This is a genomic window from Pseudoalteromonas citrea, from assembly GCF_000238375.3.
In the GTDB taxonomy this organism is placed as follows: Bacteria; Pseudomonadota; Gammaproteobacteria; order Enterobacterales; family Alteromonadaceae; genus Pseudoalteromonas; species Pseudoalteromonas citrea.
This window is the reverse complement of the sequence record NZ_AHBZ03000014.1, coordinates 816,433-840,576: the sequence shown is the minus strand read 5'-3', so window position 1 is coordinate 840,576 and position 24,144 is coordinate 816,433. Positions and strand designations below refer to the sequence as shown.

The following is a 24,144-nucleotide window of genomic DNA, read 5'->3' as shown; positions in this document are numbered from 1 at the left end:
GGCACACTGTGCCGCCTAATGCTTTAAGCGGCTTGAGCCAATTGCTCGTCCAGCGCTTGTTTTGCTAGTTGCTCAATGCTTGGACCAGCCAGTAAGACCATGCCAGACACTGATAGACCTAGATTGACAAATATGCGCTTGCTGAGCTCATGGGTCATCAGTGAGTCGACACCGAGCGACGTAATGCTTACCTTTGCGTCTATTTGTTCAATGGGGTAATTAAGCAGTGCCGATATCTGCTCTTTTAGGTTCTCAACCAATAGAGCACGCTTTTCTAAGTTCGGCAGCTCATCAAGTGCTTTTTGGAATCGCAGGGCTGGGGAATCCGCGTCTTTTTGAGCGAACTGCTCAAGCAGTAAGCTGAATCGAGCGGAGCTTTTCGATGGTTTGTTGACGTTGAACCAAAGTGGCCATTCGACGTCCATAATACCGCACATCACTTTTTTGGCACTAAGCGCTTCATCTAACTGGCTAAAGGCATATTCGTTATGAACACCATAGACCCCTTGCTCGGCTAGTATCTGTTTTACGGTATTATCTCGCGCAACCATTCCGGCATCCGCGAGGGCACCCCAGTTTATGGTAGTAGCGGCCAGACCTAAACTTTGTCTATGCTGAGCGAGTGTATTTAAGAACGCATTTGCAGCAATATAATTTGCTTGGCCAGGGTTACCAATCATTGAAGAAAGTGATGAGAACATGACAAAGCTCTCAATTTGTTCTTTTGCTAAATGACTGGTTGCTTTATGCAGATTGACCGCGCCCAAAGCCTTTGGCTCAAGCACTTTCGTGAACCGTTCAGGTGTTAACTGCGCTAAATTATCATCATCAAGCACGGCTGCACTGTGAATGATCCCTTTTAGTGGGGTGTGTGCATTATCAATAGTATGAATAAGCGCTGTTACTGCCTTGATATCGGTAATGTCGACGCTATCGACATAAACTTCACATCCGAGTTGTTCTATATGCTCAATGACCCCTTTGTCAGCATCGCCAACACGGCCACTGCGGCTGACTAATACGAGACGTTTTACTCCCCAATCGGCTAATTGTTTGGCTAGGCGTAGACCAAACCCAGCGGTACCACCTGTGATTAAGTAGGTGCTGTTGCTCGTTAGCCATGTTCTGTTTTGAGGTTTGCTCACTGAAATAGACTGGGTATCAAAGTCTATCGCGACTTTTCCTATATGTTGGGATTGAGCGACGTATCTTAGCGCTTCCTGAGTGTCAGTTACTGAGAATGACTTACAAGGCACGATAAAGCTGTTTTGACTGCTCAAGAATTCAGAGACTTCATCCATTAGAGCTTGGAATTGCGTTGGACGCTGAACCATAATGCGGTCAATATCTAATGAGTTGAATTGTAAGTTTTCATTAAAGCAGCGCATTGCCAAGCCAGAGTTGTCAGTAATGTCTTTTTTACCTATTTCGACAAAGCGACCAAATGGCGCGAGCAATTCAACTGATTTTTGTAGTATCTCTCCATCTCTGGCGTTTAGTACGACATCTACACCATAGTTATTTGTTACAGCATTAATATCTTGGAAAAAAGATAATGAGCGAGAGTCAAATACGTGAGAAACTCCACGAGATTTCAAATACTGACGCTTTTCATCACTGCCGGCCGTAGCAAATACTTCAGCACCATAGCTTAGTGCTATATGAACAGCCGCTAACCCAACACCACCAGTCGCATTATGGATAAGTACTTTATCAGCTTGCGTTAATCGAGCTAGGTTTACCAGACCTTGGTAAGCGGTCACATATCCCATATAGTTGACGCTTTCGGCAAAGCTTAAATGTGCTGGTTTTTTGCTAATAAATTGATTTTCAGTTGTAATGTAACTGCGGTATGCCCCTTTATCATAAAATGCGACAACTTCATCGCCGACTTCCCAGGCTGTATTTTTACCTGCTTGCGTTATAACCCCAGCCACTTCCATACCAAGCTCATCGCCAAAATAAGTATTTTCTGTGACAAATTCTGAAATACGATTATGGACCTTCAAAATGTCTTTGTAGTTAATACCGCTGGCCATGACGCGTATCTCAACTTCATTATCTTGCGGGTTGCTTCGCTCTATCAAACTGTACTCTAAGCTACTCGCTTGGCCGGCCTCTGTTTGTATAAGATTAATGGGATCATCAGTCGTTGTGACTAGTTTACTGTCTTCATCGAGCTGACTAGAAGTGGGCGTGATACGTCGAACAAATCGTCCATCTTTATCGAAACGAATTTCTGTTTCTTTGAGGGTGTCTTCAAGCTCATTAAACAAGTAGGTTAATATCTGTGCTTGTTCTACATCACCAAAATCGAGGCTTTTACATAAGATATTTGGGTATTCGTTGACAATACTCGGTGCAAGTCCTGCTATCGGCGACGCTGAAAAATTAAACGTATCGGCATGCGTTGAAAGCTCGTTAATTTGACCGTTGCGAGTCACTTTAAACAGCTCAATTTCATGCTCAGGGTAGTGGCTATTTAATGCTTCTACGGTATTGCGCAATGCGTATGCATGTTGACTCACCGCTAATGTATTAAACTCTTCAGTATCTGCAAGGTGGCTTGACCATAAATCAATGATCACTCTTGGTTCAATAAATGGGCAGTTTTCAATCGCTTTTTCAATGCTTGTTTGTGTTGCTGGGTCTACCGTAAAGTGACTAAAACCATGCTTTTTATATGTTTCACCAGCATCAAGAGTAAGCACTTGCATACCCTGTTCAATCGCGTGAGCTTTTAAAGATTGTGCAAGTAAAGACCCGTCGCTGAGTATTGCAATAGGCACGCTTATGGCATTTCTGTGTTTTTCAGTGTGTTGTGCTAACCATTCATAGTGATAATTATGAGGGTTATTCACTTCGTTGTTTTGCTCGTTATTGTCAACTGCCATGCAATGCAACCCTTCAATCTGCATTACTGGCTGTTGTGACTCATCAAATAGATAAATGTCACAATGTACACTGCGTTTTGATTGTTTACGCATAACGGCGTAGCAGTAACCATTTTGTACACTTTGTTGTATGAGCGTCAGTTTTGCTATGGAAACAGGGATAAAGGCTTTTTCAAGTCCAGTTATTGTCAGCAGCGACTGAAATGCAGCATCCAGCAGTGTTGGGTGAACCCGGTATTGATCTACTTCGTTAAGGACCTCTTCTACACAACTGACTTCAGCGAGTACCGCATCTTCAGATACTTTAAGCGACCGTATTGACTGAAAATAGTGGCCATAATCTAAGCCAGCATTACGGCACTGGTCGTAGAAAGTATGCACATCATAACTTTGTTGAACTGCTTGAGTGATCTCGGCGAAGCTGACTTGCATTATTGGTAACGCTTGCGTTAAACGTCTCGATGATGCAATTGGCTTCCAGTTATCGTTTTCATCAGCTACATTTCTAGACGCAATGTTTAGCCGTTGTGTGGTTGGGTTAAAGCTAGTTTCCATTCTGGTTACGTGATTATCATCCACGGTCAGCATATTTTCTATTTTTATTTCTTCTAGCGTTAATACAGTATCCCCCGTTGCTTCTGTTGCAGCACATAGCATGCTGTCAATTAGTCCTGCACCTGGGTATACGACTGTATCGTGCACTTTGTGATCATGCAGATATGGAATAAGGTAAGGGTTTAACTCTACTTGCCAAGTCGGTTCTAAGCGGTCCATACGTTCGTTTAAATAAATATAGCCTGCGCGGCCGTGCCGCTTTTCAAGTGAAAGCTGAGTTTCACGCCAATATGTATCACGTTGCCAAGGGTAGGTCGGTAAGCGAACAAATCGAGCACTGTCATTAAACTGCGCTTCCCAGTTGGGTTGTCCACCATGACAGATAAACTGTGCAAGTTGCTTGAAGAAGTAATATTCTTCAGGCTCTTTTCTATGCAGAGAAGCCAATTGTTGGCGGCTGTCTTCGGCAATAGCGAGCCCCTCTTTGATAGCACTTTTTAATACTGGGTGAGGGCCAATCTCCATAACAGGTGCATCATTGACTTGAAGTAGAGTTTGTAAACCATCAGCAAATAGCACGGCTTGCCGAACGTTTTTCCACCAGTACTCGGCACCCAGTGATTCCCCGTCGATATGTTGCCCTGTCACTGTAGAGATAAGAGGAATATTGGTTTTGCGCGGTGTAATATCACTCAAAGAAGAAAAGATATCAGCTTTGATAGTATCCATATAGCGGCTATGGTAGGCGATTTCTACGGCGAGTAATCGAGCAAAAATCTCTTTAGATACTAACTGAGCTTCAAGGAGCTCTAGTTGTTTTTTATCACCCGCAACGGTAATGGTTTTCGGGCCATTGACAGCTGCAATTTCGATGTCAGGGTAGGATGTTTGCCAAGTACTAAACTCTTCAACTGAGCACCCAATGGCAAGCATTGAGCCATTTTCTTTAGCACAGGTTTGTTGCAAGCGACTGCGGTGATAGCTGACTTTACACGCATCTTTTAATGACAAAGCTCCTGAAATATAGGCCGCGCTTACTTCACCAACACTGTGGCCAATAACACTTAATGCTTTGATCCCATATGCATCTAAGACATCATATAATGCGACTTGAATTGCAAAGTTGGCAGGCTGAGCGACCTGAGTTTCATGCATTCGTGAGGTATCTTGATCTTTTAATAGCTCATCTTTGACAGACCAGCCAGCTATCTCACTAAAGACAGTATCACAGCGCTCAATACTTGCGCGGAAGATATGATTATTTTCATAAAGCTGTCGACCCATACGCCACCATTGTGGTCCCATTCCTGTACAGATCAGGTTTATGCCGTCATATTTTTCATGGCTGGTTCCGGTTGCACTAGCTGGGTGAGGCTGCTCGTCTAAGTAATCAGCAAGCTGTTCAATTAAATCATCTAAGTTAGCGACCACAAATGCAACTCTGATATTCAAGATGTCTCGCTTTTGTGACAAAGTGTATATGATATCTGAGAGGCTAACAGGCTGTTCTGTGCGTTCTGGTGCTTCTAGGAAATCGAGTAACCGCTGTGCCACTTGATAAAGTGCTTTGTCAGACTTAGCGGAAATTGGCACTATATAAGGCCCGTCAATAAAGTCGCTATCTCTGCTTTTTGGTTGGTTAGTTTGTTTTTGTTCTTTTTCTGATAGGGAACGTAATAAGGCATGACCGTTACTGCCGCCGTAACCGAATGAGTTAACGCCTGCAAAGTGAACTCTATCTTTATCTAATTGACGAACCGTGGTTGGGATTTCGATAGGGAGCTGGTCAAATGGAATTTCTGGATTGGGGTTATTGAAGTGCAAGTTAGGTGCAACTTCTTTGCGGTTTACTGTCATTGCGGCTTTAATGAGCCCCGCAACACCTGATGCTGCTTCTGTATGGCCTATATTGGTCTTAATGGAACCAACGAAGCAAGGGTTATCTAACTGACGTTTTTGTAATACTGAGCTGATTGCTTTGATCTCTAGAGGATCACCTGCTTTTGTGCCAGTTCCATGTGCTTCTATATAACTTAACTCTTCAGAGGTGACACCGGCTTTACCATAAACTTCTTCTAGTAAAGCTTGCTGAGATTCAGGATTAGGAAGGGAGATCCCTGTTGTTTGTCCGTCTTGGTTTACACCGGTTTCGCATATTACAGCGTAAATATCATCGCCATCGCTTATGGCTTTCTCTAGCGGTTTTAGCAATAAAATTGCAGCACCTTCTGAGCGCACATAGCCAGCAGCATCTGCATCAAAGGCTTTACAGCGACTATGATGAGATAAAAATTGTCCTTTGCTCATGGTAAGCGGGTAATGTGGCGTCATCATTGTATTTGCGCCGCCAACCATTGCCAGTTCGCAGTCTCCTTGACGTAGGCTTTGTACCGCATAATGAAGCGCAGTCATTGATGCTGAACAAGCCGTGTCTATCGACATGCTCGGGCCTGTTAGATTATAAACATAGGAAAGTCGGTTAGATAAAAGTGCATGTGTCACACCAAATGGTGTTTGGGAGTCAATGTTATAGATATTTTGACTGTCTAACTGAATAGTCTTATTGTCGATTGCAAAGCCGCCGACAAATACACCGGTCTTTACCTTCTGTATTGCGTCGGAGGTTACGCCGGCATCTTCAATTGCTTCCCAGCTAACTTCGAGCAGCAGTCTCTGCATTGGGTCGACTACATCAGCTTCTTTTGGAGAAATATTGAAAAACAACGGGTCAAAAGTGTCTAAACGTTGCGAAAGAAACCCGCCTTGTTTGGCGTATGTTTTGCCAGGTTTTTTTCTGTTCTCACTGTAGTATTTACGAACGTCCCATCGAGATCCTGGCACATCGCATATTGCATCAATTCCTTTTTTTGCGTTATTCCAAAGTTGTTCTGCTGAGTTGGCCTTCCCTGGAAATCGACAGCCGACACCGATAATAGCTATTTGGTTAGATTTATTCATAACAGTTCCCAATTATTTATATTATTAAAGTTTATCAGAATGTAATTCTTATTCGTTTCTGATTGGTATTAATAATAAATTCGGGACTGTCGATTTTTTGTTTAATTATTGCCTATATTTAGTTTTATTGTGTTTTTTTAATCAAACCTAGTATTTATAACAGGTATGAGTTGCTTATCTAAATAACTGGTTTTAATAACCCTGAAATAAGTAATTTTGCTATTGCTTGTTGTCTGTTTGATGAGCTTGTTTTTTCTATGACATTATTCACATGGAAATTTGTTGTTCTTTCAGATATACCCAATATTTGAGCTGTTTCCCAAGCTGTTTTCCCTTCAATTACCCATTCCATACATTCAGATTCTCTACTTGTTAATTCTATTTTATTTGCTGGGCTGTTATTTATCTTTAAACGGTTAGATGCTTCATATAGATACGGCGTTATACTTAATAATATTTGGTTTAAATTTATATATTTATCAAGATCAATGAGTTCCTTAGATGCAATACTGATGAGCCCAAATTCACCAAACATGCCTCTGATAGGTGCGGTTATGCCATCAACCAGTCCTGCGTCTGCAGCTTGCTGCATGATTTTTATGTCTGCATGAGGGTTTGTAGTACTAATGATATTGGCATTTTGCCAAAAAATCGGGGTAACGCTGGTTTGTGCATGGAGTACAACGGGGTCGTTTTTCTTTAAATCATTCCCCACATAATGCGACATCCAATCGCTCGGATAATTATCGATGACAAACATATCAGAAGATTTAAGCTGTTGAGGTGATACAACGCACATAAGGTAATAATCCATGTCGAGCTGCTTGACGATGGACTGTAAAATCTGCGTTAGTTGGGTCTTTGTAGAGGCGCGTTGGCACTGCATTAGCCAACGCTCAATCATAAATGCTATATCGTGATCCATATTTTTTTCCGTATCCTGCTCTTCATTAATATCTATCGGTATTTCCGATAGTTCGATGTCGATACGGAGTGGATGGCCGCTAACTAATGAATTGAAAATACAGCACGCTTGAATTCATCATTTACGTTCATTTTAATAGCAACAGAATTAACTCCGCCTATATCCATACTTAGCCCGTCCCCTAATCTACTGGTCGGTACACCCAGTATCCTAAGGTAACGCTCTATTGCGCATGTTGTTACCATTACGTACTCTTCCACTCCTTGCTCAATTGCATGCAGGTATGCTTGCTGCAACACACTATATGTTACGTAGCGCTTTTCATTTGGATCAAATAAATGTTCACTTTTTTGCGTGGCAAAGCGACTAATTTCTAAAATCGATTTTGATTCTGGGGCCGCTTGATCTTTCAAAAGCTGAGGAAAAGTATCTTTTAGCATATACTTGTTAGTTGTTTTTAATATTCTTAAACAACCAATGAGCTCTCCTGAATTATCTTTAGCAGTAACAAATACAGGATCTAAATCATCATACTCATCTATTTCTTGCTCATTAATAACTGGTACGTCCCATTTTAATTGTTTGTGAAATACATTGTATCTCAGTTTGTGTATTTTGTTTTTTGTGTCTGTGTCTATTTTATTAATGTTGTATGTGTTTTTTATTATATTATCTAGCATTTTATTATCCCTTTTATCTAATGCTAGTAATTACACCTTAATCTGTTTTTTTATGAGCTTGGTTTTATAACAATGTATAACCTGAAAGCTTCTCTCGGGTTGTCCTGTTGTTTCTTACAGGTTGGCAGTTTATTTTAAGTTCAAGAGGGTTTTGCACAAAAAATTCACATTTAATATATTATTTTTATACGTTGAAAGACCCATAATTCTCGTAGTTTTCTTACACAATCAATTTAAGCTATTTAAGGTGTTGTCATGACATATAGAAATAATTATCAAAATCGCTTGGTTTATTCTACGTTGGCCCTTGCAATATCAGGGGCAATGGTAGGGGCCGCGAACGCTAATGAAGCGAGCGATGTAAAAGTACAAAATGAAATAGAAACAATTCAGGTATTGGGAACTAGGGGGTCTGGTCTAGAGCTATCGAGCAGCAAAATTTTAAAAGTACCAGGGGCGAATAATGATCCTTTAAAAGCAATTGAAGCACTACCGGGTGTAATATTAACGCCGCCAGCCACGGGGGGGCCTGTTGCTGAACCTGCTATTAGGGGATCAAGTTCTCAGGATAACTACTATGAGACCGATTTTTTAGAGGTAGGGTATACATTTCACAATGACGGCCTATCAACATACAACCCCAGACTCATAGAAAACTTCTCATTAGAGACCGGTGCGTGGAGCGCACAATTTAACGATGCAAATGGGGGACTCATAGTTACTAAGCTTCGGGACCCAAGCTTTACTGAGTCTAATACGAATGTTGAGCTGAGCTTCATTCGAGCCTCTCTGTTACATGAAGGCCAGATCAACGAGGATATGGCTTACTATGTATCATTTCGAGAGTCGTTGGTGCATTTATATATTGAAAACTTTATTGAAGATGAAGACTTTAGTTATCCAACCCCACCAAGAAACAATGATTACCAAACTAAATTAGTATGGGATTTAAATAGTCAGGACCGTCTAACTTTTGTTGCGACAGGGGCCAACGATAAAATTGAAACTGAGTTTGATGAAGGCAGTCGTGATGTTGCTAAAAACCCTGATTTAGAAAGTGGTGAATTGTATGAGTTTAGTTATAACAACCAGGGGGTCATTTGGGATAGGCAGCTTGATAGGTATCGCCATAAGGTAGCATTAAACCACTTATCCAAAGAAGATATGTCTAAAGAGGGGGAGATATTAAACCTAAAGGCAGATACCGACATTTTGAGCTTAAAAGGTTTGGTAGAATATGACTTTGACTCGGGGGTATTAATGGTTGGTGGTGAATATCAGCTGCAAACAGTTGATATGGACGCATCTGGTCGAGACTTCCCGTGTAACGATGATTTTGAAATGTGCCCGCCAAGTTACTTTAGCCCTAAATTCTCAACATCGGAAGAACTCGATCTTGATGAGGTATCAGCCTACGTTGAGTGGCGTCAAGAGATTGGTCAGTTTGATATTAATGTTGGCGTTAATGGCAGTAAATATGATTACAATGATGAGTCATTGTTAGAGCCTCGATTTAAGGCATCACTTCCTATACAAGATGCAGGTAAGCTGAGTTTCAGTGTCGGCCGACATCACCAAGGGTTTAAAGACTTTGCATTTGTCAGTGAAAGTTTAGGTAACCCAGAACTAGAGCAAGAAAAGTCGACTCAATATGTACTAGGTTATGATTACGTTGTTGATGAAATTTGGGCTGTGCGCGCACAATTGTATTACAAAGAGCTCGAAGATCTGATTGTGACTAACCCGGCGGCTCAAGCAAGTCGACTTGGTGATGTTATTGCACCTAATACCACTCGTTACTTTAATGAAGGTGAGGGTCAGACGTATGGTGCTGAGCTACTCATTAATAAAAATTATAGTGATAAGTGGTATGGCTGGGTCAGTATTGCTTATTCACACTCGGATAGAACAAACAATGTTACAGGGGAAGAATTTGATTACGCATTTGATCTTCCTTGGGTCGTCAATATGGTTGCCAGCTACGATATAAGTAATGAATGGCAAGTCGGTGCTAAATGGCGCTATCAAAGCGGTCGACGTTATACACAAGTGACAGGGTCAACGCCTATTTATGAGTCAAACTCGGGTGCGCAGTCTGAGCCTGTTTTATATCAACCTATTTACGAAGGGTTTAATGAAAGCACATTGAGTGCATACCATAGGTTAGATATACGCGTTGATTATAACACTGAGTTGTGGGGTCAAGAGGCGAATGTCTTTTTTGAAATATTAAACGTGTACGGCAATCGTTCTATTCAAGAGTTTGAATACAATGCGGATTACTCCAATTATGAGAAAGACTATATATTTCCTGATATGCCCTTACCATCAATTGGTATAAATATTGATTTCTAGATAAGAAATGGCAACACAATGCCCATGTTTCACTGAGTGAACATGGGCATTTTTTCAGGTATCGTTTTGTTTTTACTTTACTTTACTGAGGGTTATGGCAGCTGTTTAGCAGTTGTTGCCAAAAGGCTTTGCCTTTACGGTGTGCAAGCTTAATATTGTTTTCAGGAATACTTTCGGGGTCATCATAGGTTGCTAATGCATCTGACATGCTTGCTTCACGAATTAAATGTAGGGTGGGAAAAGGCGCTCGATTGGTGTAATTAGCTGGGTCATTGTCATCACTATCAGCAAATACATAGTCTGGGTGAAATGTCGCTATTTGGAATACACCTTCATAATTTTGAATGCGAAGCATGGTGTTTGCAAGATCGATTAAATCGAGAAAATCGTCAAAAGATGCAAACCCTTCTGGAAACATGAGTAATGTCGTTTCTCGCTCTGGATCCGAAGTGAGTTGAGCACACTGCTCTAACATGTCCATCACAGCATCATCATGTGTTGTACTTTCGGATATACTGTAGTGAATGCGATTTTCTTCGACTTCCTTACGTGCAAATGGGCAAAAGTTATACTTGACTATCACAGCACTCACCCAATGCTGCATCGCTTTAATTTGCGCGTTCATAAGATTGTCTCTTTTATTAAATTATGTTCTAAAATCTGTAATGACTTTTCGATAGCTCCCTGATTTTGGTCAAGGCAGCGCCTTGCGTTAGAGCCGAGCTCTTTAAGCTGGTGGGGATCATCTAACAAGCTGATCAATCGACTGGCTAGCTCCGTCTTATTCTCTACACAAATAGCGCCTTGCTGTAAAAACAGATCCGGATAGATGTGTGCAAAGTTATAAGTGCTAGGGCCTGTAACAACTCCTATATTAAATGCTGCAGCCTCCAGAGGGTTGTGGCCACCTCTATCGATGAGACTACCACCAATATAAGCAATATCCGCCGCCCCATAGAGCATTTTTAGTTCGCCTAATGTATTTGCAAGAAGCACTTGTTTTGTGCATGGCGAATTTTCACTGCGTTTAGTAAAAGTAAATGCTTGTTGCGTTAGTAAATTGGCAACTACATCGAATTGTTCAGGGTGCCTTGGTGCGATGATCAAGAGGGCTTCAGGACATACTTTAAGCAACTGTTGGTGTGCATAAAGCAGTTTTTCGTGTTCTTTAGGGTGACTAGACCCTGCGATCCACACAGGTCGATGATTAAATTCAGACTTTAACTGTTCAGCTTGTTTACGTGTTGCCGTATCTATGTTTATATCAAATTTTATTGAGCCGGTAGCGGTTATTCTGTCAGCGTGTAAACCTAAAGAAATAAAGCGCTCGACATCTTCATGATTATGGCTTGCCACATAGTCAATGCTGTCCATAATGGCCTTCGCGAGTCGAGGTACTCTTTGATAACCCCTTAAAGATTTCCGCGAAAGGCGCGCATTTATGATGATTGTCGAGCAGTGAGCTCGCTTGGCTGTAGTCATCATATTTAGCCACAATTCGGTTTCTAAAATAATAAGCTGTTGTGGCTTAAGAAGTTTTATAAAGCGGTTAGCGCAGTCCCAAAAATCAAATGGTAAATAGCAAACTGGTATATGCCCTTTGAAGCTATCAATGACTTGTTGACGTCCAGTTGGAGTATTACAGGTCACGATAATTTTTTTGTTTTGATGTTTTTTCTGGTATGCCGTTATTAAGGGGACTGCAGCAAGTACTTCGCCGACTGAAGCACAGTGAAAAATGACCGCATTTTTAGGTAAGTGATTTTGAGATAAGGCGAAACGTTCAGAGAAGTTCTGTCGATAGTCTGGATTTTTCTTACCTCTAATAAAATAAAGATAAATAACAATTAAAGGGCTGAGAATGTAAAGTAAACAGCTGTAAAAAAAGCGTGTCATGAGTTAAATATCATAATTGTAAAATGCTATTTTACTGTGTATCTCGTAAAAATTGAAATCTAATAACAAATTTACACACTTTAGGGTCGTGCTCCTACAAAATAACTTTGTTACCATAGTGCCATATTGACAAAAAACAATGATAAAAGATGAAGTCCAAAATTACCTATTATCTTGCTGGTGCACTGTTTCTTTTCTCAAGCCAGTCTTTTTCTGCACCGACTGCGTATTTACCCATAGGGAAAGACGCCATTTTAGAGTATCAAATTGATAAAATGTTTGCCTTGACGGACGGAACTCCAATGGCAAAACCGTATCGAATTAGCGAAATAAACATGGCACTACGTAAGCTCAGCGCGATTGATAGACCTTTATACAATAGCATTCGAGGACGGCTAAAGCCTTACTTTAGTAAGGATGATATTACTCGCCAAGGTGTAAAGTTGAGAGCTGATTCTGGAGAAGTTGTTAAACTGGCTAATGATAGAAGCAACACGTCAGATGAATATGCTGAGCTTTCCTTAGAAGGGGTTTGGCGTGGTAGTGACAGTTCACTGTTACAAATTGGAGTTGATTATCGCGTCGATGCTGGTGATTTAGTGGCTTACAATACATTTTATGCATTGGGAGGCGACACTTTTCAGCTTAATTTAGGGTATAAAGAGCATTGGTTTTCTCCATTTAAAAGCTTTGCACAAGTGTATTCTAATAACGCTAAGCCATTGCCATCCGTTTCGCTGGGCTTAATAGCCCCGTTGAGAAATTGGTGGAACTTTGATTTTGAACTGTTTTACGCCGAAGGTGAGCATGTTGAAGACGCAATTTTGTATCAAGGTACGTTGCATAGCGGTAAACCTAAGTTAGCAGGTACTCACTTTAGTCTTGAACCTGTGACTGGTTGGAAGTTAGGCTTGAATCGCATGATGCAATTTGGTGGCGGCCCACGAAAAGTGACGACCAAAGATGTATTTAAGGCGTATTTTGACCCTGCAGGTAATGACAATAGCGGCTTAACTGGTAGTAAAGATACAGAGCTTGGCGATCAATGGGTGACGTTTACCAGCACTTTGCGCACAAACATGTTTACCCCGGCAGAGTGGTATTTTGAGTATGGTGGTGAAGATACCAAAGGCCATAAAAACTATCAATTTGGTAACACAGCCGCTAACTTTGGTGTATATCTACCACAACTGACCAAAGAGAGTACTTTACGTTACGAATACTCTAATCAGCATAGCTTATGGTATGTGAATGAAATTTATCCTGTTTATGGGAATTCAGTGGATGGTGCAGTAGTGGGAAGCTTTATAGGCGATCAGCGCCAATTTGGTGATGCTGCGCCTTCTCAAGCACATATTCTAGAAGCCACCTATAGCGAGAGCCTTCAATCACTTTGGCGTGCCAAATACACGAGAATAGACAATGTGAGTGATTACTGGAATGAATTAGGTCAGCAAGGCCAAAGCTATGAAGTAGCTCAAGAGCTACAAATAAGTAATAGTCGGAAAATATCTCAGCGTCAGGTTGAAACCACCTTGGCGGTTGGTAAAGATGTGTTTGGTGAGAGTTATACTTGGTTATCAGTCAATGTATACTGGTAAGTCACGGATACTATTTACAGAATAAAGCCCAACTAGCGGTAATTTAGGAATTTATATGTCGCAAAATCAGCATGTTGAACAAAGTTATTTGGCCTCGTTACAACGTCATTTAGACGTTTTTAATACGATGAAGAACTATCATGAAGAATCACTGCAGCTGCTCGCAGCTTGTCAAAAATCTTTAGCAAGTGGCGGTAAAGTTATTTGGTTTGGTAATGGTGGTAGTGCCGCAGACGCACAACATTTGGCTGCGGAGTTTGTTGTTAGATATAAACTAGAAAGAGGCCCTTTGGCGTCAATCGCATTAACGACGGACACCTCTATTTTGACAGCGCACAGTAATGACTATCATTTTGACACCGTTTTTGAACGTCAAGTACAAGCATTATGTAAGCCTGAAGACTTAGTAATTGGTTTAACCACCTCTGGTACTAGCGCTAACATTAACCTCGCATTACAAGCTGCTAATGAAGTTGGTGCGTATACGGTTGCATTAACGGGCCGAGACGGCGGCAAAGTGAAAGATATAGCAAAGTTGCCGATCATTATTCGCAATGATGAAACGGCGCGAATTCAAGAAGCGCATATGTTTATTGGTCACTGGTTGTGTGAAGCAATTGATATGTTGATGGCGGAGCAGCAATAATGAATTTAGCGTGCTTACAAGACTTAAACAGGGCCCGCGTATTAGTTGTTGGTGATGTTATGCTGGACCGTTATTGGTTGGGAGATACTGGACGTATATCGCCAGAGGCACCAGTACCCGTTGTTAAAGTGAGCCGTTTAGAGGACAAAGCAGGTGGCGCAGCCAATGTTGCCAAAAATGTTGCGCACCTTGATGGCAAGGTTGGATTACTGGGGTTAATCGGAAAAGACGATATTGGCCAAACTCTAGAGCGTATTTTAGAGTCTGAACATATCCATTCGCAGTTAGTCAGTGTGGATGGGCTCCCGACCATAGCAAAAATGCGCGTGATCAGTCGTCATCAACAAGTGGTTCGTTTAGATTTAGAAGAGACATTTACTCAAGCGCACAGTCGGCTGCTATTAGATAAGTTAAAGCAGGTTATTGGTGATTATGATTATGTCTTGTTTTCTGATTATAACAAAGGCGCATTATCGGCAGTTCAAGATATGATAGCTGTCGCAAAGGCGGCAGGGAAAACCGTCTTGGTAGATCCTAAGTCATCAGATTTTGCGCTCTATAAAGGTGCTGACTTTATTACCCCTAATCTAAATGAATTTAAGCTGGCTGGTGGTGAAGTTGATTCAGAAGAGGGCTTGACGGCAAGTGCACGCACGCTTTTAACTGATGCGGGTGTCGATGCAATGTTACTGACACGCTCAGAGGAGGGCATGTCACTGATAACTCAAAGTGATAAGCACCACTTCCCTGCTCAAGTACGGGAGGTGAGCGATGTAACCGGGGCGGGAGATACCGTTATTGCGACACTCACTACAATGCTTGGCGCTGGAATGGTCGCAAAAGACGCGGTCGAAGTTGCTAATATTGCAGCGGGGATTGCTGTGAGTAAGTTAGGGGCTGCGACGGTTACCCCTGAAGAGTTAAGCCAAAAGTTGGGGCAATATTTAATTAAAAATGGCGAACATTATCAAGCGCCCTATGATGATGTTCATCAGCATATAGAGTTTGCCAAGAACAATGGTGAACGCATTGTGTTCACCAATGGTTGCTTCGATATATTACATGCGGGTCATGTCAAATATCTTGCTCAGGCAAAAGCAATGGGGGATAAGCTAGTTGTTGGGTTGAACAAGGACGAGTCCATCTCTCGATTAAAGGGGGCCGATAGACCAATAAACCCCTTAGATGAGCGTGCAATGGTGTTATCTGCGCTTGCGTCAGTGGATTGGGTGATCCCATTTGGTAGTGAAGAACAGGGTGACACACCCGCAGAACTCATTGCACAGTTAAGCCCTGATGTTTTGGTCAAGGGGGGAGACTACAAAGTCTCTGAAATTGCCGGAGCTGAACATGTTTTGAGTACTGGAGGCCAGGTTAAAGTGCTTGATTTTCTTAATGGGTGTTCAACATCGAACATTATTAAAAAAGCACAAGCTACTGAGTAGTCTTAACTACTTTTCTCCTGATAGGCCCGCAAGGGCGTGCTTATAAGCTAGGTGAAATTGTTCCCAACTCTCATCGGTAAAATAAAAGGTCGGCCATTTGCCGGCCTCTTTGTTAAATGAGCGCCTTAGCCTGTCTATATTCTGTTTTTGCCAGTTAGGTGCAGGGGCTCGTAGTTCACCTCGGTCAAAGTCAATTAAATAAACGTCTCCAGTCTCGTCAAAGAGGATATTATTGATATTTAAATCGGCATGATAGACGCCTACGCTATGAAATTGAGCAATAGTCTGTGCAACTTTGTTGAGCTGATTGAATGAGAGATCTTTCGTTTGAAGTACTTCGCATAGACTGGTGGCGCCAGTAATCGCTGCGGTGATTAGGTCGCCACGATAAATACCATAAGATGTAGATACTTTTGCGGCCACAGGACTGGGAACGGGTAAGCCTCGCTGCTCGAGTTCGCATAATAATAAAAACTCTTTATATACACGGGTGTTTTTCAAGCCTTGGTAAAAGTACTGATCAGATAACAGTTTCCCTATCATTCCACCACGCCAGTAATGTTTCAATACACTGATTTTGTCATCATGGCGAAAAAACCATGCGGTTGCACGACCTTCTTTTGTACCTACTATTGCATTTTTTTGCTGCCAGTAATTCGGGTCAAAGTGCTCAGGAAGAAAAGCGGTGTTTGCGTGGTCAGGAGTGAGGATGTAGCCCTGTTCAATATCAGTTATTAGCATGCAAAGTGACGAAGTAAACTTAGGTAGGTTTAGTGTATCGCTTTTTTACCTCGCTATAAACTTGCAAAGCCCGATGAATTATTTAAAATCGGGCTCTAATTGATGTTAACCCTATGGGATATGTGTGTCGGCTCAATATAAATCAATCTGTATTCTTAGGCTCTCAGCCATCGGCGATGTTTGCCATGCTGTCGCTGCAGTTCAAGCTATTCAAGCAGCCCACCCCCACGCAAAAATTACTTGGGTACTCGGTAAGGTTGAAGCAATGTTATTATCTGGCTTGGCGGGGGTTGAGTTTATCATTTTTGATAAAAAACAAGGTTCGGCAGCCTACAAGCAATTAAAGTCAGCATTTAAAGGTCGCCGATTTGATGTGCTTTTACATATGCAGGTAGCACTGCGTGCTAATTTAGCTGCTCGGTGTATTCCTGCGAAAGTTAAAATTGGTTTTGATAAATACCGCAGTAAAGAGTTTCACAGCTTATTTGTGAATCGTAAAATAGAGACTCAGCAGTCTCCTCATGTATTGGAAGGGTTTCAGAATTTTGCTAGAGCAATTGGTGTTAACTGTGGCTCGCCTAGCTGGGTTATGCCTTATTCCGAACAAGATGAGCGTTCTGCACGCGACTTATTATCTGAATGCGGTAAGGTATTTGTGATTGCAGCAGCTGCGAGTAAAGCCGAACGAAATTGGTTACCCGAACGCTACGCCAAATTAGCTGAACACGCACATGCGAAAGGGTTTGATGTCGTGTTGACGGGTGGGCCAACGGACTTAGAGCGTACACTGGCAGATGACATTTTGCGGCATACGACTTTTCCTGTGCTTAATTTGGTAGGTAAAACCAATTTAAAGGTGCTGTTATGTGTTTTGAAGCAGGCAAAGTTAGTGCTTGCACCTGATACTGGGCCTGCGCATATGGCTGTGACGGTCGCAACGCCTGTTATCGGTTTGTATGCGCACTCTAACCCAACTAGAACGGGGCCTTATTTATATTTGGACTATGTGGTTGAGGTGTATCACAAGAACTTATTAAAACAAAAAAACAAAACTGCAGAGCAACTTCCATGGGGTACCCGGGTGAAAGGGGCTGAGTTAATGTCTCAGATAAGCATCGAAGAAGTTACGACAATGTTCGACCATGTCATTACCACTGAAGGGTTATAAAATTACCATGAGTCAAAAAGCTGTTTTTTTAGATCGAGATGGTGTCATTAATGTTGATCATGCGTACGTACATAAAATTGAAGACTTTCAATTTATTGAAGGGGTATTCGATGCATGCCAATATTTTACTGAACAAGGGTATTTGATTGTGGTTGTCACAAATCAATCAGGCATTGGTCGTGGCTATTACAATGAAGCGCAATTTCATGCTTTAAGCGAGTGGATGTGCCAAGAGTTTACGCGCTATGGTGTTGCTATTGCTAAGGTATATTTTTGTCCTCATCATCCAAAAAATGCTTTACCTGAATATTTAATGGAATGCACGTGTCGAAAACCTCAACCAGGCATGTTAATGCAAGCGATAAAAGAGTTCGATATTGATGTTACTCAAAGCGTGATGGTCGGTGATAAAGTATCTGATATTCAAGCTGCCCGTGCAGCGGGAGTCAACACGGCAATTCTAGTCGAATCAGGTCAGGCGTTTGATGATAAAACAATGGAGTGTGCTGATTTTGTTTGTTCATCGCTAAAAAACGTACCAAAGATTCTGTCTTCTATTTCATAAGCATTTACTTTACTCAGGGTTAGTCAATAATCACAATTAGTGCAATTGCGGCCCGAAACTTTTACAATACAATTCTATTTGATATCACTCACAATGAATTTAACGAAGACCAAGTTGATAGATTGTGAGTGACCCGTGCAACCAATGGAGACTCTAAATGAGAGCATCGGCCTTTTATAGCCAGTTAGAGCAGCAACTTGAAGAAGTTAAAGCTGAAGGTTTATACAAAAATGAGCGAGTGATCACATCTTCTCAGCAAGCTGAAATCGCGGTATCTTCTGGCAGTTCAGTGATAAATTTTTGTGCAAATAACTACTTGGGTTTAGCCAATAGTCCAAGCTTGATAGAAGCTGCGAAACAAGGCCTTGATGCCCATGGTTTTGGGGTGGCGTCTGTACGTTTTATTTGTGGTACGCAAGATATCCATAAAACGTTGGAAGCCAAAATTAGTGAGTTTTTGCAAACCGAAGATACTATTTTATATTCATCTTGTTTTGATGCGAATACAGGGCTATTTGAAACAATTTTAGGGCCTGACGATGCTATTATCTCTGATGCATTAAATCATGCATCTATCATTGATGGTGTGCGTTTATGTAAAGCTAAGCGTTTCCGTTATGCAAACAATGATATGGCTGCATTGGAAGAGCAACTGATTGCTGCTACTGAAGCTGGAGCAAAAACCAAACTGATCGCAACTGATGGCGTATTCTCAATGGATGGCGTGATTTGTAATTTAGAAGCAGTATGTGATTTGGCTGATAAATATGATGCCTTAGTCATGGTTGATGACTCTCACGCGGTAGGATTTGTTGGTGAAAATGGTCGTGGTACGCCTGAATATTGCGGTGTATTAGACCGGGTTGACATTATCACCGGTACGTTAGGTAAAGCGCTAGGTGGCGCATCTGGTGGTTATACGTCGGGTAAAAAAGAAGTGGTTGATTGGTTACGTCAGCGCTCTCGTCCATATCTATTCTCTAATTCACTTGCTCCTTCAATTGTAACTGCATCTATTGCGGTGCTTGATATGCTTAAAGATGGCAAAGCTTTGCGTGATACGCTGTGGAGCAATGCTGCCTATTTCCGTGAGCAAATGGAAGCGGCAGGTTTCACCTGTGCAGGTAAAGACCATGCGATTATACCTGTGATGTTAGGTGATGCAAAAGTTGCCGCGGCGATGGCTGATAAACTACTAAGCGAAGGGATTTACGTTACTGGTTTTTCATTCCCAGTCGTACCAAAAGGTCAGGCACGTATTCGAACCCAAATTTCTGCTGCGCATACTAAAGCGCAACTGGACACGGCGATCAGTGCGTTTATTCGTATTGGTAAAGAATTAGAAATAATCTAAATTAATAGAGGAGGCATTTGCCTCCTCTATTATGAGCGAAAAGTATGAAAGCGTTATCTAAGTTAAAAGCAGAACCAGGGATCTGGATGACCGATGCTCCAAAACCGGAGATGGGTCATAATGATCTGCTGATCAAAATTCGCAAGACCGCGATATGTGGGACTGATGTACATATTTATAAATGGGATGAATGGGCGCAAAATACCATTCCAACTCCTATGGTCGTTGGCCATGAATATGTTGGCGAAGTGGTTGAGATGGGCCAAGAAGTTCGCGGCTTCAACATTGGTGACCGCGTATCAGGTGAAGGCCACATCACCTGCGGACACTGTCGTAACTGTCGTGCGGGTCGTGTACATTTATGTCGCAATACCACAGGTGTTGGTGTTAACAGAGAAGGCTCTTTTGCGGAATATTTAGTGATCCCTGCATTTAATGCATTTAAAATCCCTGACAATATTTCTGATGAGCTTGCTTCTATCTTTGACCCTTTTGGCAATGCCGTTCACACAGCGCTATCGTTTGACTTAGTTGGCGAAGATGTACTGATCACTGGTGCTGGCCCAATAGGTATTATGGCTGCTGCCGTTGCCAAACATGTTGGCGCACGTCATGTTGTGATCACTGATGTTAACGAGTACCGCTTAGATTTGGCGAGAAAGATGGGTGCAACACGCGCAGTAAATGTATCGTCAGAAAAGCTTGAAGATGTGATGTCAGAACTTGGGATGACTGAAGGCTTTGATATTGGTTTAGAAATGTCAGGTGTGCCTGTTGCTTTTAATGGCATGCTTAATAACATGAACCATGGCGGTAAAATTGCCATGCTTGGGATCCCACCATCGGATATGGCGGTAGATTGGAATCAAGTTATTTTTAAAGGTTTGGTGATTAAAGGCATTTATGGTCGAGAAATGTTTGAAACTTGGTATAAGATGGCAAGTCTTATTCAATCCGGCTTAGACTTGAACCCGATAATTACTCACCAATTCCATATTGATGAGTTTCAAACTGGTTTTGACACTATGATCTCTGGTCAGTCAGGTAAAGTTATTTTAAACTGGACCTAATATATATAGACTGCAGTGTTTAGTAATAGACGGCTTCGGTCGTCTTTTTAATTTTTAGAGAAGTAAATTTATGCCATGTAAACATATTTCAGTTGCCCAAACTCATGAAATGCTTAATCGCGATGATGTCGTTATTGCAGATATCCGAGACCCGAATAGCTATGAAAGTGGCCACATTCCAGGGTCTGAACATTTATCAAACGGTAATATTGGTCACTTTATGCAAGAGAAAGAGTTTGAGCAACCAATAATTATCGTGTGTTATCACGGTGTAAGCTCTCAAGGTGCTGCTAATTATCTGATAGAGCAAGGCTTTGAGGACGTATATAGCATGGATGGTGGCTTTACACAGTGGGCTACTGAACTACCGGATGTTGTTGCAAAGTGATTTTAGTCGGTACCTCAGATAACCCACGTGCCGTGCAGGGCGCAGCTGATTACTTTAAGAGCCAAGGGGTTAATGCTGTTTTAAAGAGTATTGATGGCAGACACGTAGAAGTGTGGGTACCGGAATTAGATGAACAGAATATAATTCCGCTTTGGAATGATTTTGTAGAAAACCCCTATGATGAAAAATACCTAACCGCATCATGGCATACAGGGGACACAGACACGCAGTTTTTATATAAAGGCAGTGCGTTGAATTTAGCGAAGCGGTTTCATCAGCTGCATTGCTTTTTAAAGTCAGTGTTTGTTGTCACACTGATTATTTTTGCCAGCTTATTTATTACCGAAGAGCCTGTGGTTTATAAGTTGTTACAGTTTGACCCATCATCGCCACTAACGTGGATAACACCCGCTTTGATGCACTTTAGCGCATTGCACCTTATTTTTAATTTAGGCTGGTGGCTGCATTTAGGCAGTAGAATTATTAACCGAGTTGGGGCTAAGCAGCTTATTGTTATTTTTTTAACAAGTAGTTTAATTAGCAATTGGGCTCAGTACCTTTTCGTAGACCAAAGATTCGGGGGACTGGGCGGTGTGGTTTATGCGCTGCTAGGTTACGCATGGATATATAGTGCAAAAAATACCGAGCAAGAGCCGCTAGTGGAAAAGCCAATAGTGGGTTTCATGCTGTTGTGGATGATATTTGGTTTTACCGAGATTTTCTTTATCAGTATGGCTAATTGGGCGCATTTATTTGGCTTATTAACCGGCATGCTACTCGCTTTAGTGATAAACCTGAGGCGTTCTAAATAGGTGGTTAGTGATAAAGGTATTTAGTAAACAGCACTTCTCTGACAATTTCTTGGCCTGTTTCATCATTCAGTAGGCCTTTTAGCTTTTCAGCACAGCGCATACGAATTTCTTCACGACCCGTCAGAGATTTAATCGTTTCTTCGGGTTCTTTACTGAGTATTTGCACTATTGCATCTCGTAGCAGGGGCGTATGATGCTCAACGATGGCGATGTTTGATACATCATTCAGCATCAAGTCAACAGTCACTCTTACATAACCCAGCTTTTTATTGGATTGACCAATATAGTTCGTAATGATGTCAGGTTCAAAACCAAAATACCCGATAGTGGATTCGGCTTTAACATTTATACTACTGAACAACAGTATCAGCGCTAAAGTTAAATAAGCATGTATCTTCATTATGATTCTAAATCCTAGAGGTTTGACCAATCAATTTGCAAGGTGTAAGTGTATACTTATTTGAGAGAAATTTACAGATAACCTGTAAATTTAGAACTATAAATACAAGCTACTTTGTGGCTACAGCGCTCGGTGGTATGATATCGCCCGTCGTATATGAGGGCTTTATTTATTGTGTTTGAACATCCATTTTCTATCGATTTTTGTTGGCAGAGCGCTAAAAAATTCGACTGTCCATCAACGGAAGTTGCAGCGTTGCTGTTTGATCAAGGATCTTTAACATCTTTGCTAAAGGCACAGTGTGAACATTTTCGAGTCAAGTTATTATCAGAAAAGTGGCTTACTACAAGTCCAAGCCATGCAGAGGTATTTGAGAGTGAAAGACAACGAGTTTTATGTCGTGAAGTTTTACTCTATTGTGATGATATTGCCACTGTGTATGCACAAAGCTGGATCACGGAAGCTGCCTATCAAAGTGAAGTTGGAGACCTAGGTGAGACGCCCTTAGGTGAAGTACTTTTTAGTGACAATAGTTGGGTGCGATCTGCACTCGAAGTTTGCAACTTTGATAGTCAACATACATTTATATCATCCTTGATACGGGATTATGGGCAAGCTCAACAATCACTTTATGCAAGGCGCAGAACATTCACCAAGCACCATGCGCAGGTAATGGTATGTGAAGTATTTCTACCCGGAGAAACTGATGCAGCTCAATGCACTTAGAGTAACTAATCTATCAGAGTATAGTCAGTTAATGCGCTTAGATAAGCCCATCGGTACATTATTGTTACTCTGGCCGACATTGTGTGCTTTATGGATAGCAAATAGTGGGCTACCACCTTTACAGTTGATTATTATATTTAGCTTAGGCGTCTTTATTATGCGCAGTGCTGGCTGTGTTATTAATGACTATGCGGACCGCAAAGTAGATGGCGCAGTGCAACGAACATCACAGAGGCCTCTTGCACGCAAAGCCGTTAAGCCTGGTGAAGCGTTAACGCTCTTTGTCTGCCTCATAGGTATTGCCTTTATGCTTGTCGTTCAGCTAAATGTTAGTACCGTTTTGTTATCGCTTCTCGCCTTAGCACTCGCGGCTTGCTACCCGTTTATGAAACGTTATACCCATTTACCTCAAGTTGTCCTGGGTGCTGCTTACAGTTGTTCAATTCCTATGGCATTTATGGCTAGCAATGAATCGGTACCATTACTAGCTTGGCTATTATTCCTCGCCAATTTACTTTGGACAGTAGCTTACGACACTATGTACGCAATGGTGGATAGAGAAGACGATTTAAAAATAGGAGTGAAGTCAACAGCGATATTATTTGGTCAGCGAGATAGACATTGGGTCGCTGTTTTTAATATGTCGTTTATTGGAATAATGTCATATATTGGATATGTATTAGAGCTAGGTTTAGTCTATTGGCTAGGGCTATTTTGCGCTACTGCTTTATTGATTAATCAACAGAAAAACATTATAAATCGTGACAGAACTCAGTGTTTTAAAGCATTCTTGAATAATAATTATGTAGGTATGGTTATTTTTTTGGGTTTAGCGATATCAATGGCGCTGTAGCATCGTTAAAATTTAACGGCTATTTATCCGTTTGGTACGAATAAACTCCCTTTAGGTTGAGAATCACTCACATATCATCGTGAATTCATTGTAATAATGATTAAAATTAAGA

Annotated in this window: 19 protein-coding genes; 12 read left to right on the top strand and 7 right to left on the bottom strand. The window is 41.5% G+C overall.

Annotation, left to right across the window (positions count from 1 at the left end):
• Window positions 1–23: 23 nt before the first annotated feature.
• The 3 genes from PCIT_RS07025 to PCIT_RS07015 form a co-directional block, all read right to left on the bottom strand.
• Window positions 24–6,407, bottom strand: a complete 6,384-nt coding sequence (locus tag PCIT_RS07025; protein WP_010363509.1) for a type I polyketide synthase — start codon at window positions 6,405–6,407, stop codon at window positions 24–26.
• Window positions 6,408–6,585: 178 nt separating this feature from the next.
• Window positions 6,586–7,332 carry a helix-turn-helix transcriptional regulator gene (locus tag PCIT_RS07020; RefSeq protein WP_010363512.1) on the bottom strand — a complete coding sequence of 249 codons (747 nt, stop codon included), beginning with the start codon at window positions 7,330–7,332 and terminating at the stop codon, window positions 6,586–6,588.
• A gap of 83 nt (window positions 7,333–7,415) precedes the next feature.
• A complete protein-coding gene (locus PCIT_RS07015) occupies window positions 7,416–8,012 on the bottom strand; it encodes an acyl-homoserine-lactone synthase (protein ID WP_010363514.1) in 597 nt (198 codons plus the stop codon).
• A 255-nt stretch (window positions 8,013–8,267) separates the two neighbouring features.
• Between PCIT_RS07015 and PCIT_RS07010 the strand changes: the two genes are divergently transcribed.
• Entirely contained in the window at window positions 8,268–10,367 is a 2,100-nt protein-coding gene (locus PCIT_RS07010; RefSeq protein ID WP_010363517.1) for a TonB-dependent receptor plug domain-containing protein, read from the top strand.
• A gap of 82 nt (window positions 10,368–10,449) precedes the next feature.
• On the opposite strand, the gene PCIT_RS07005 is transcribed toward PCIT_RS07010, so the two are convergent.
• Both PCIT_RS07005 and waaA read right to left on the bottom strand, forming a co-directional pair.
• Window positions 10,450–10,992 carry a DUF1415 domain-containing protein gene (locus tag PCIT_RS07005; RefSeq protein ID WP_010363519.1) on the bottom strand — a complete coding sequence of 181 codons (543 nt, stop codon included), beginning with the start codon at window positions 10,990–10,992 and terminating at the stop codon, window positions 10,450–10,452.
• Window positions 10,989–12,263 carry a lipid IV(A) 3-deoxy-D-manno-octulosonic acid transferase gene (gene waaA, locus PCIT_RS07000; RefSeq protein WP_010363521.1) on the bottom strand — a complete coding sequence of 425 codons (1,275 nt, stop codon included), beginning with the start codon at window positions 12,261–12,263 and terminating at the stop codon, window positions 10,989–10,991. The genes PCIT_RS07005 and waaA overlap by 4 nt, the downstream gene beginning before the upstream one ends.
• Before the next feature lie 149 nt (window positions 12,264–12,412).
• On the opposite strand from waaA, the gene PCIT_RS06995 reads away from it, so the two are divergent.
• Genes PCIT_RS06995 through hldE form a run of 3 tightly spaced genes read left to right on the top strand, consistent with a single transcriptional unit; the run spans window position 12,413 to window position 15,955 of the window.
• A complete protein-coding gene (locus tag PCIT_RS06995) occupies window positions 12,413–13,864 on the top strand; it encodes a capsule assembly Wzi family protein (protein WP_010363523.1) in 1,452 nt (483 codons plus the stop codon).
• A 55-nt stretch (window positions 13,865–13,919) separates the two neighbouring features.
• Window positions 13,920–14,510: a D-sedoheptulose-7-phosphate isomerase gene (locus PCIT_RS06990; protein WP_010363525.1), complete on the top strand. Its 591-nt coding sequence runs from the start codon at window positions 13,920–13,922 to the stop codon at window positions 14,508–14,510.
• Window positions 14,510–15,955: a bifunctional D-glycero-beta-D-manno-heptose-7-phosphate kinase/D-glycero-beta-D-manno-heptose 1-phosphate adenylyltransferase HldE gene (gene hldE, locus PCIT_RS06985; protein ID WP_010363527.1), complete on the top strand. Its 1,446-nt coding sequence runs from the start codon at window positions 14,510–14,512 to the stop codon at window positions 15,953–15,955. Before PCIT_RS06990 ends, hldE begins: the two co-directional genes overlap by 1 nt.
• 6 nt (window positions 15,956–15,961) lie before the next feature.
• Here the strand turns inward: hldE and PCIT_RS06980 are convergent, their stop codons facing one another.
• Complete coding sequence (locus tag PCIT_RS06980; RefSeq protein WP_010363529.1) at window positions 15,962–16,696, bottom strand: 3-deoxy-D-manno-octulosonic acid kinase; 735 nt, start codon at window positions 16,694–16,696, stop codon at window positions 15,962–15,964.
• 118 nt (window positions 16,697–16,814) lie between these two features.
• Here PCIT_RS06980 and PCIT_RS06975 point away from each other — a divergent pair, with 118 nt between their 5' ends.
• From PCIT_RS06975 to glpG, 6 genes are all read left to right on the top strand, one after another.
• Window positions 16,815–17,864, top strand: a complete 1,050-nt coding sequence (locus PCIT_RS06975) for a glycosyltransferase family 9 protein (protein ID WP_040697637.1) — start codon at window positions 16,815–16,817, stop codon at window positions 17,862–17,864.
• 7 nt (window positions 17,865–17,871) lie between these two features.
• The gene (gmhB, locus tag PCIT_RS06970; protein ID WP_040697669.1) at window positions 17,872–18,429 is read left to right on the top strand and encodes a D-glycero-beta-D-manno-heptose 1,7-bisphosphate 7-phosphatase; all 558 of its coding nucleotides are present in this window, start codon (window positions 17,872–17,874) and stop codon (window positions 18,427–18,429) included.
• 157 nt (window positions 18,430–18,586) lie between these two features.
• Complete coding sequence (locus tag PCIT_RS06965; RefSeq protein ID WP_010363535.1) at window positions 18,587–19,783, top strand: glycine C-acetyltransferase; 1,197 nt, start codon at window positions 18,587–18,589, stop codon at window positions 19,781–19,783.
• A 44-nt stretch (window positions 19,784–19,827) separates the two neighbouring features.
• Window positions 19,828–20,853 (top strand): L-threonine 3-dehydrogenase, encoded by a 1,026-nt coding sequence (gene tdh, locus PCIT_RS06960; RefSeq protein ID WP_010363537.1) that lies wholly within the window; start codon window positions 19,828–19,830, stop codon window positions 20,851–20,853.
• 70 nt (window positions 20,854–20,923) lie between these two features.
• Window positions 20,924–21,241 carry a thiosulfate sulfurtransferase GlpE gene (gene glpE / locus PCIT_RS06955; RefSeq protein ID WP_010363540.1) on the top strand — a complete coding sequence of 106 codons (318 nt, stop codon included), beginning with the start codon at window positions 20,924–20,926 and terminating at the stop codon, window positions 21,239–21,241.
• Window positions 21,238–22,053: a rhomboid family intramembrane serine protease GlpG gene (glpG, locus tag PCIT_RS06950; protein WP_010363542.1), complete on the top strand. Its 816-nt coding sequence runs from the start codon at window positions 21,238–21,240 to the stop codon at window positions 22,051–22,053. Before glpE ends, glpG begins: the two co-directional genes overlap by 4 nt.
• A gap of 4 nt (window positions 22,054–22,057) precedes the next feature.
• Here the strand turns inward: glpG and PCIT_RS06945 are convergent, their stop codons facing one another.
• The gene (locus tag PCIT_RS06945) at window positions 22,058–22,453 is read right to left on the bottom strand and encodes a flagellar basal body-associated protein FliL (RefSeq protein WP_010363543.1); all 396 of its coding nucleotides are present in this window, start codon (window positions 22,451–22,453) and stop codon (window positions 22,058–22,060) included.
• A gap of 174 nt (window positions 22,454–22,627) precedes the next feature.
• Here PCIT_RS06945 and PCIT_RS06940 point away from each other — a divergent pair, with 174 nt between their 5' ends.
• Both PCIT_RS06940 and ubiA read left to right on the top strand, forming a co-directional pair.
• Window positions 22,628–23,179, top strand: a complete 552-nt coding sequence (locus tag PCIT_RS06940; protein ID WP_162144417.1) for a chorismate--pyruvate lyase family protein — start codon at window positions 22,628–22,630, stop codon at window positions 23,177–23,179.
• Entirely contained in the window at window positions 23,160–24,032 is an 873-nt protein-coding gene (gene ubiA / locus PCIT_RS06935) for a 4-hydroxybenzoate octaprenyltransferase (protein ID WP_010363547.1), read from the top strand. The genes PCIT_RS06940 and ubiA overlap by 20 nt, the downstream gene beginning before the upstream one ends.
• Window positions 24,033–24,144: the final 112 nt, after the last annotated feature.

Bases quoted from the DNA above. Each gene is read 5' to 3' on its own strand.
- glpE (WP_010363540.1), top strand. From the start codon at position 20,924: ATGCCATGTAAACATATTTCAGTTGCCCAAACTCATGAAATGCTTAAT.
- PCIT_RS06945 (WP_010363543.1), bottom strand. From the start codon at position 22,453: ATGAAGATACATGCTTATTTAACTTTAGCGCTGATACTGTTGTTCAGT.
- PCIT_RS07010 (WP_010363517.1), top strand. From the start codon at position 8,268: ATGACATATAGAAATAATTATCAAAATCGCTTGGTTTATTCTACGTTG.
- PCIT_RS06980 (WP_010363529.1), bottom strand. From the start codon at position 16,696: ATGCTAATAACTGATATTGAACAGGGCTACATCCTCACTCCTGACCAC.
- ubiA (WP_010363547.1), top strand. From the start codon at position 23,160: ATGCAGCTCAATGCACTTAGAGTAACTAATCTATCAGAGTATAGTCAG.
- PCIT_RS06995 (WP_010363523.1), top strand. From the start codon at position 12,413: ATGAAGTCCAAAATTACCTATTATCTTGCTGGTGCACTGTTTCTTTTC.
- PCIT_RS07005 (WP_010363519.1), bottom strand. From the start codon at position 10,992: ATGAACGCGCAAATTAAAGCGATGCAGCATTGGGTGAGTGCTGTGATA.
- PCIT_RS06965 (WP_010363535.1), top strand. From the start codon at position 18,587: ATGAGAGCATCGGCCTTTTATAGCCAGTTAGAGCAGCAACTTGAAGAA.
- PCIT_RS07025 (WP_010363509.1), bottom strand. From the start codon at position 6,407: ATGAATAAATCTAACCAAATAGCTATTATCGGTGTCGGCTGTCGATTT.
- gmhB (WP_040697669.1), top strand. From the start codon at position 17,872: ATGAGTCAAAAAGCTGTTTTTTTAGATCGAGATGGTGTCATTAATGTT.
- hldE (WP_010363527.1), top strand. From the start codon at position 14,510: ATGAATTTAGCGTGCTTACAAGACTTAAACAGGGCCCGCGTATTAGTT.
- tdh (WP_010363537.1), top strand. From the start codon at position 19,828: ATGAAAGCGTTATCTAAGTTAAAAGCAGAACCAGGGATCTGGATGACC.
- waaA (WP_010363521.1), bottom strand. From the start codon at position 12,263: ATGACACGCTTTTTTTACAGCTGTTTACTTTACATTCTCAGCCCTTTA.
- PCIT_RS06990 (WP_010363525.1), top strand. From the start codon at position 13,920: ATGTCGCAAAATCAGCATGTTGAACAAAGTTATTTGGCCTCGTTACAA.
- PCIT_RS07020 (WP_010363512.1), bottom strand. From the start codon at position 7,332: ATGGATCACGATATAGCATTTATGATTGAGCGTTGGCTAATGCAGTGC.
- PCIT_RS07015 (WP_010363514.1), bottom strand. From the start codon at position 8,012: ATGCTAGATAATATAATAAAAAACACATACAACATTAATAAAATAGAC.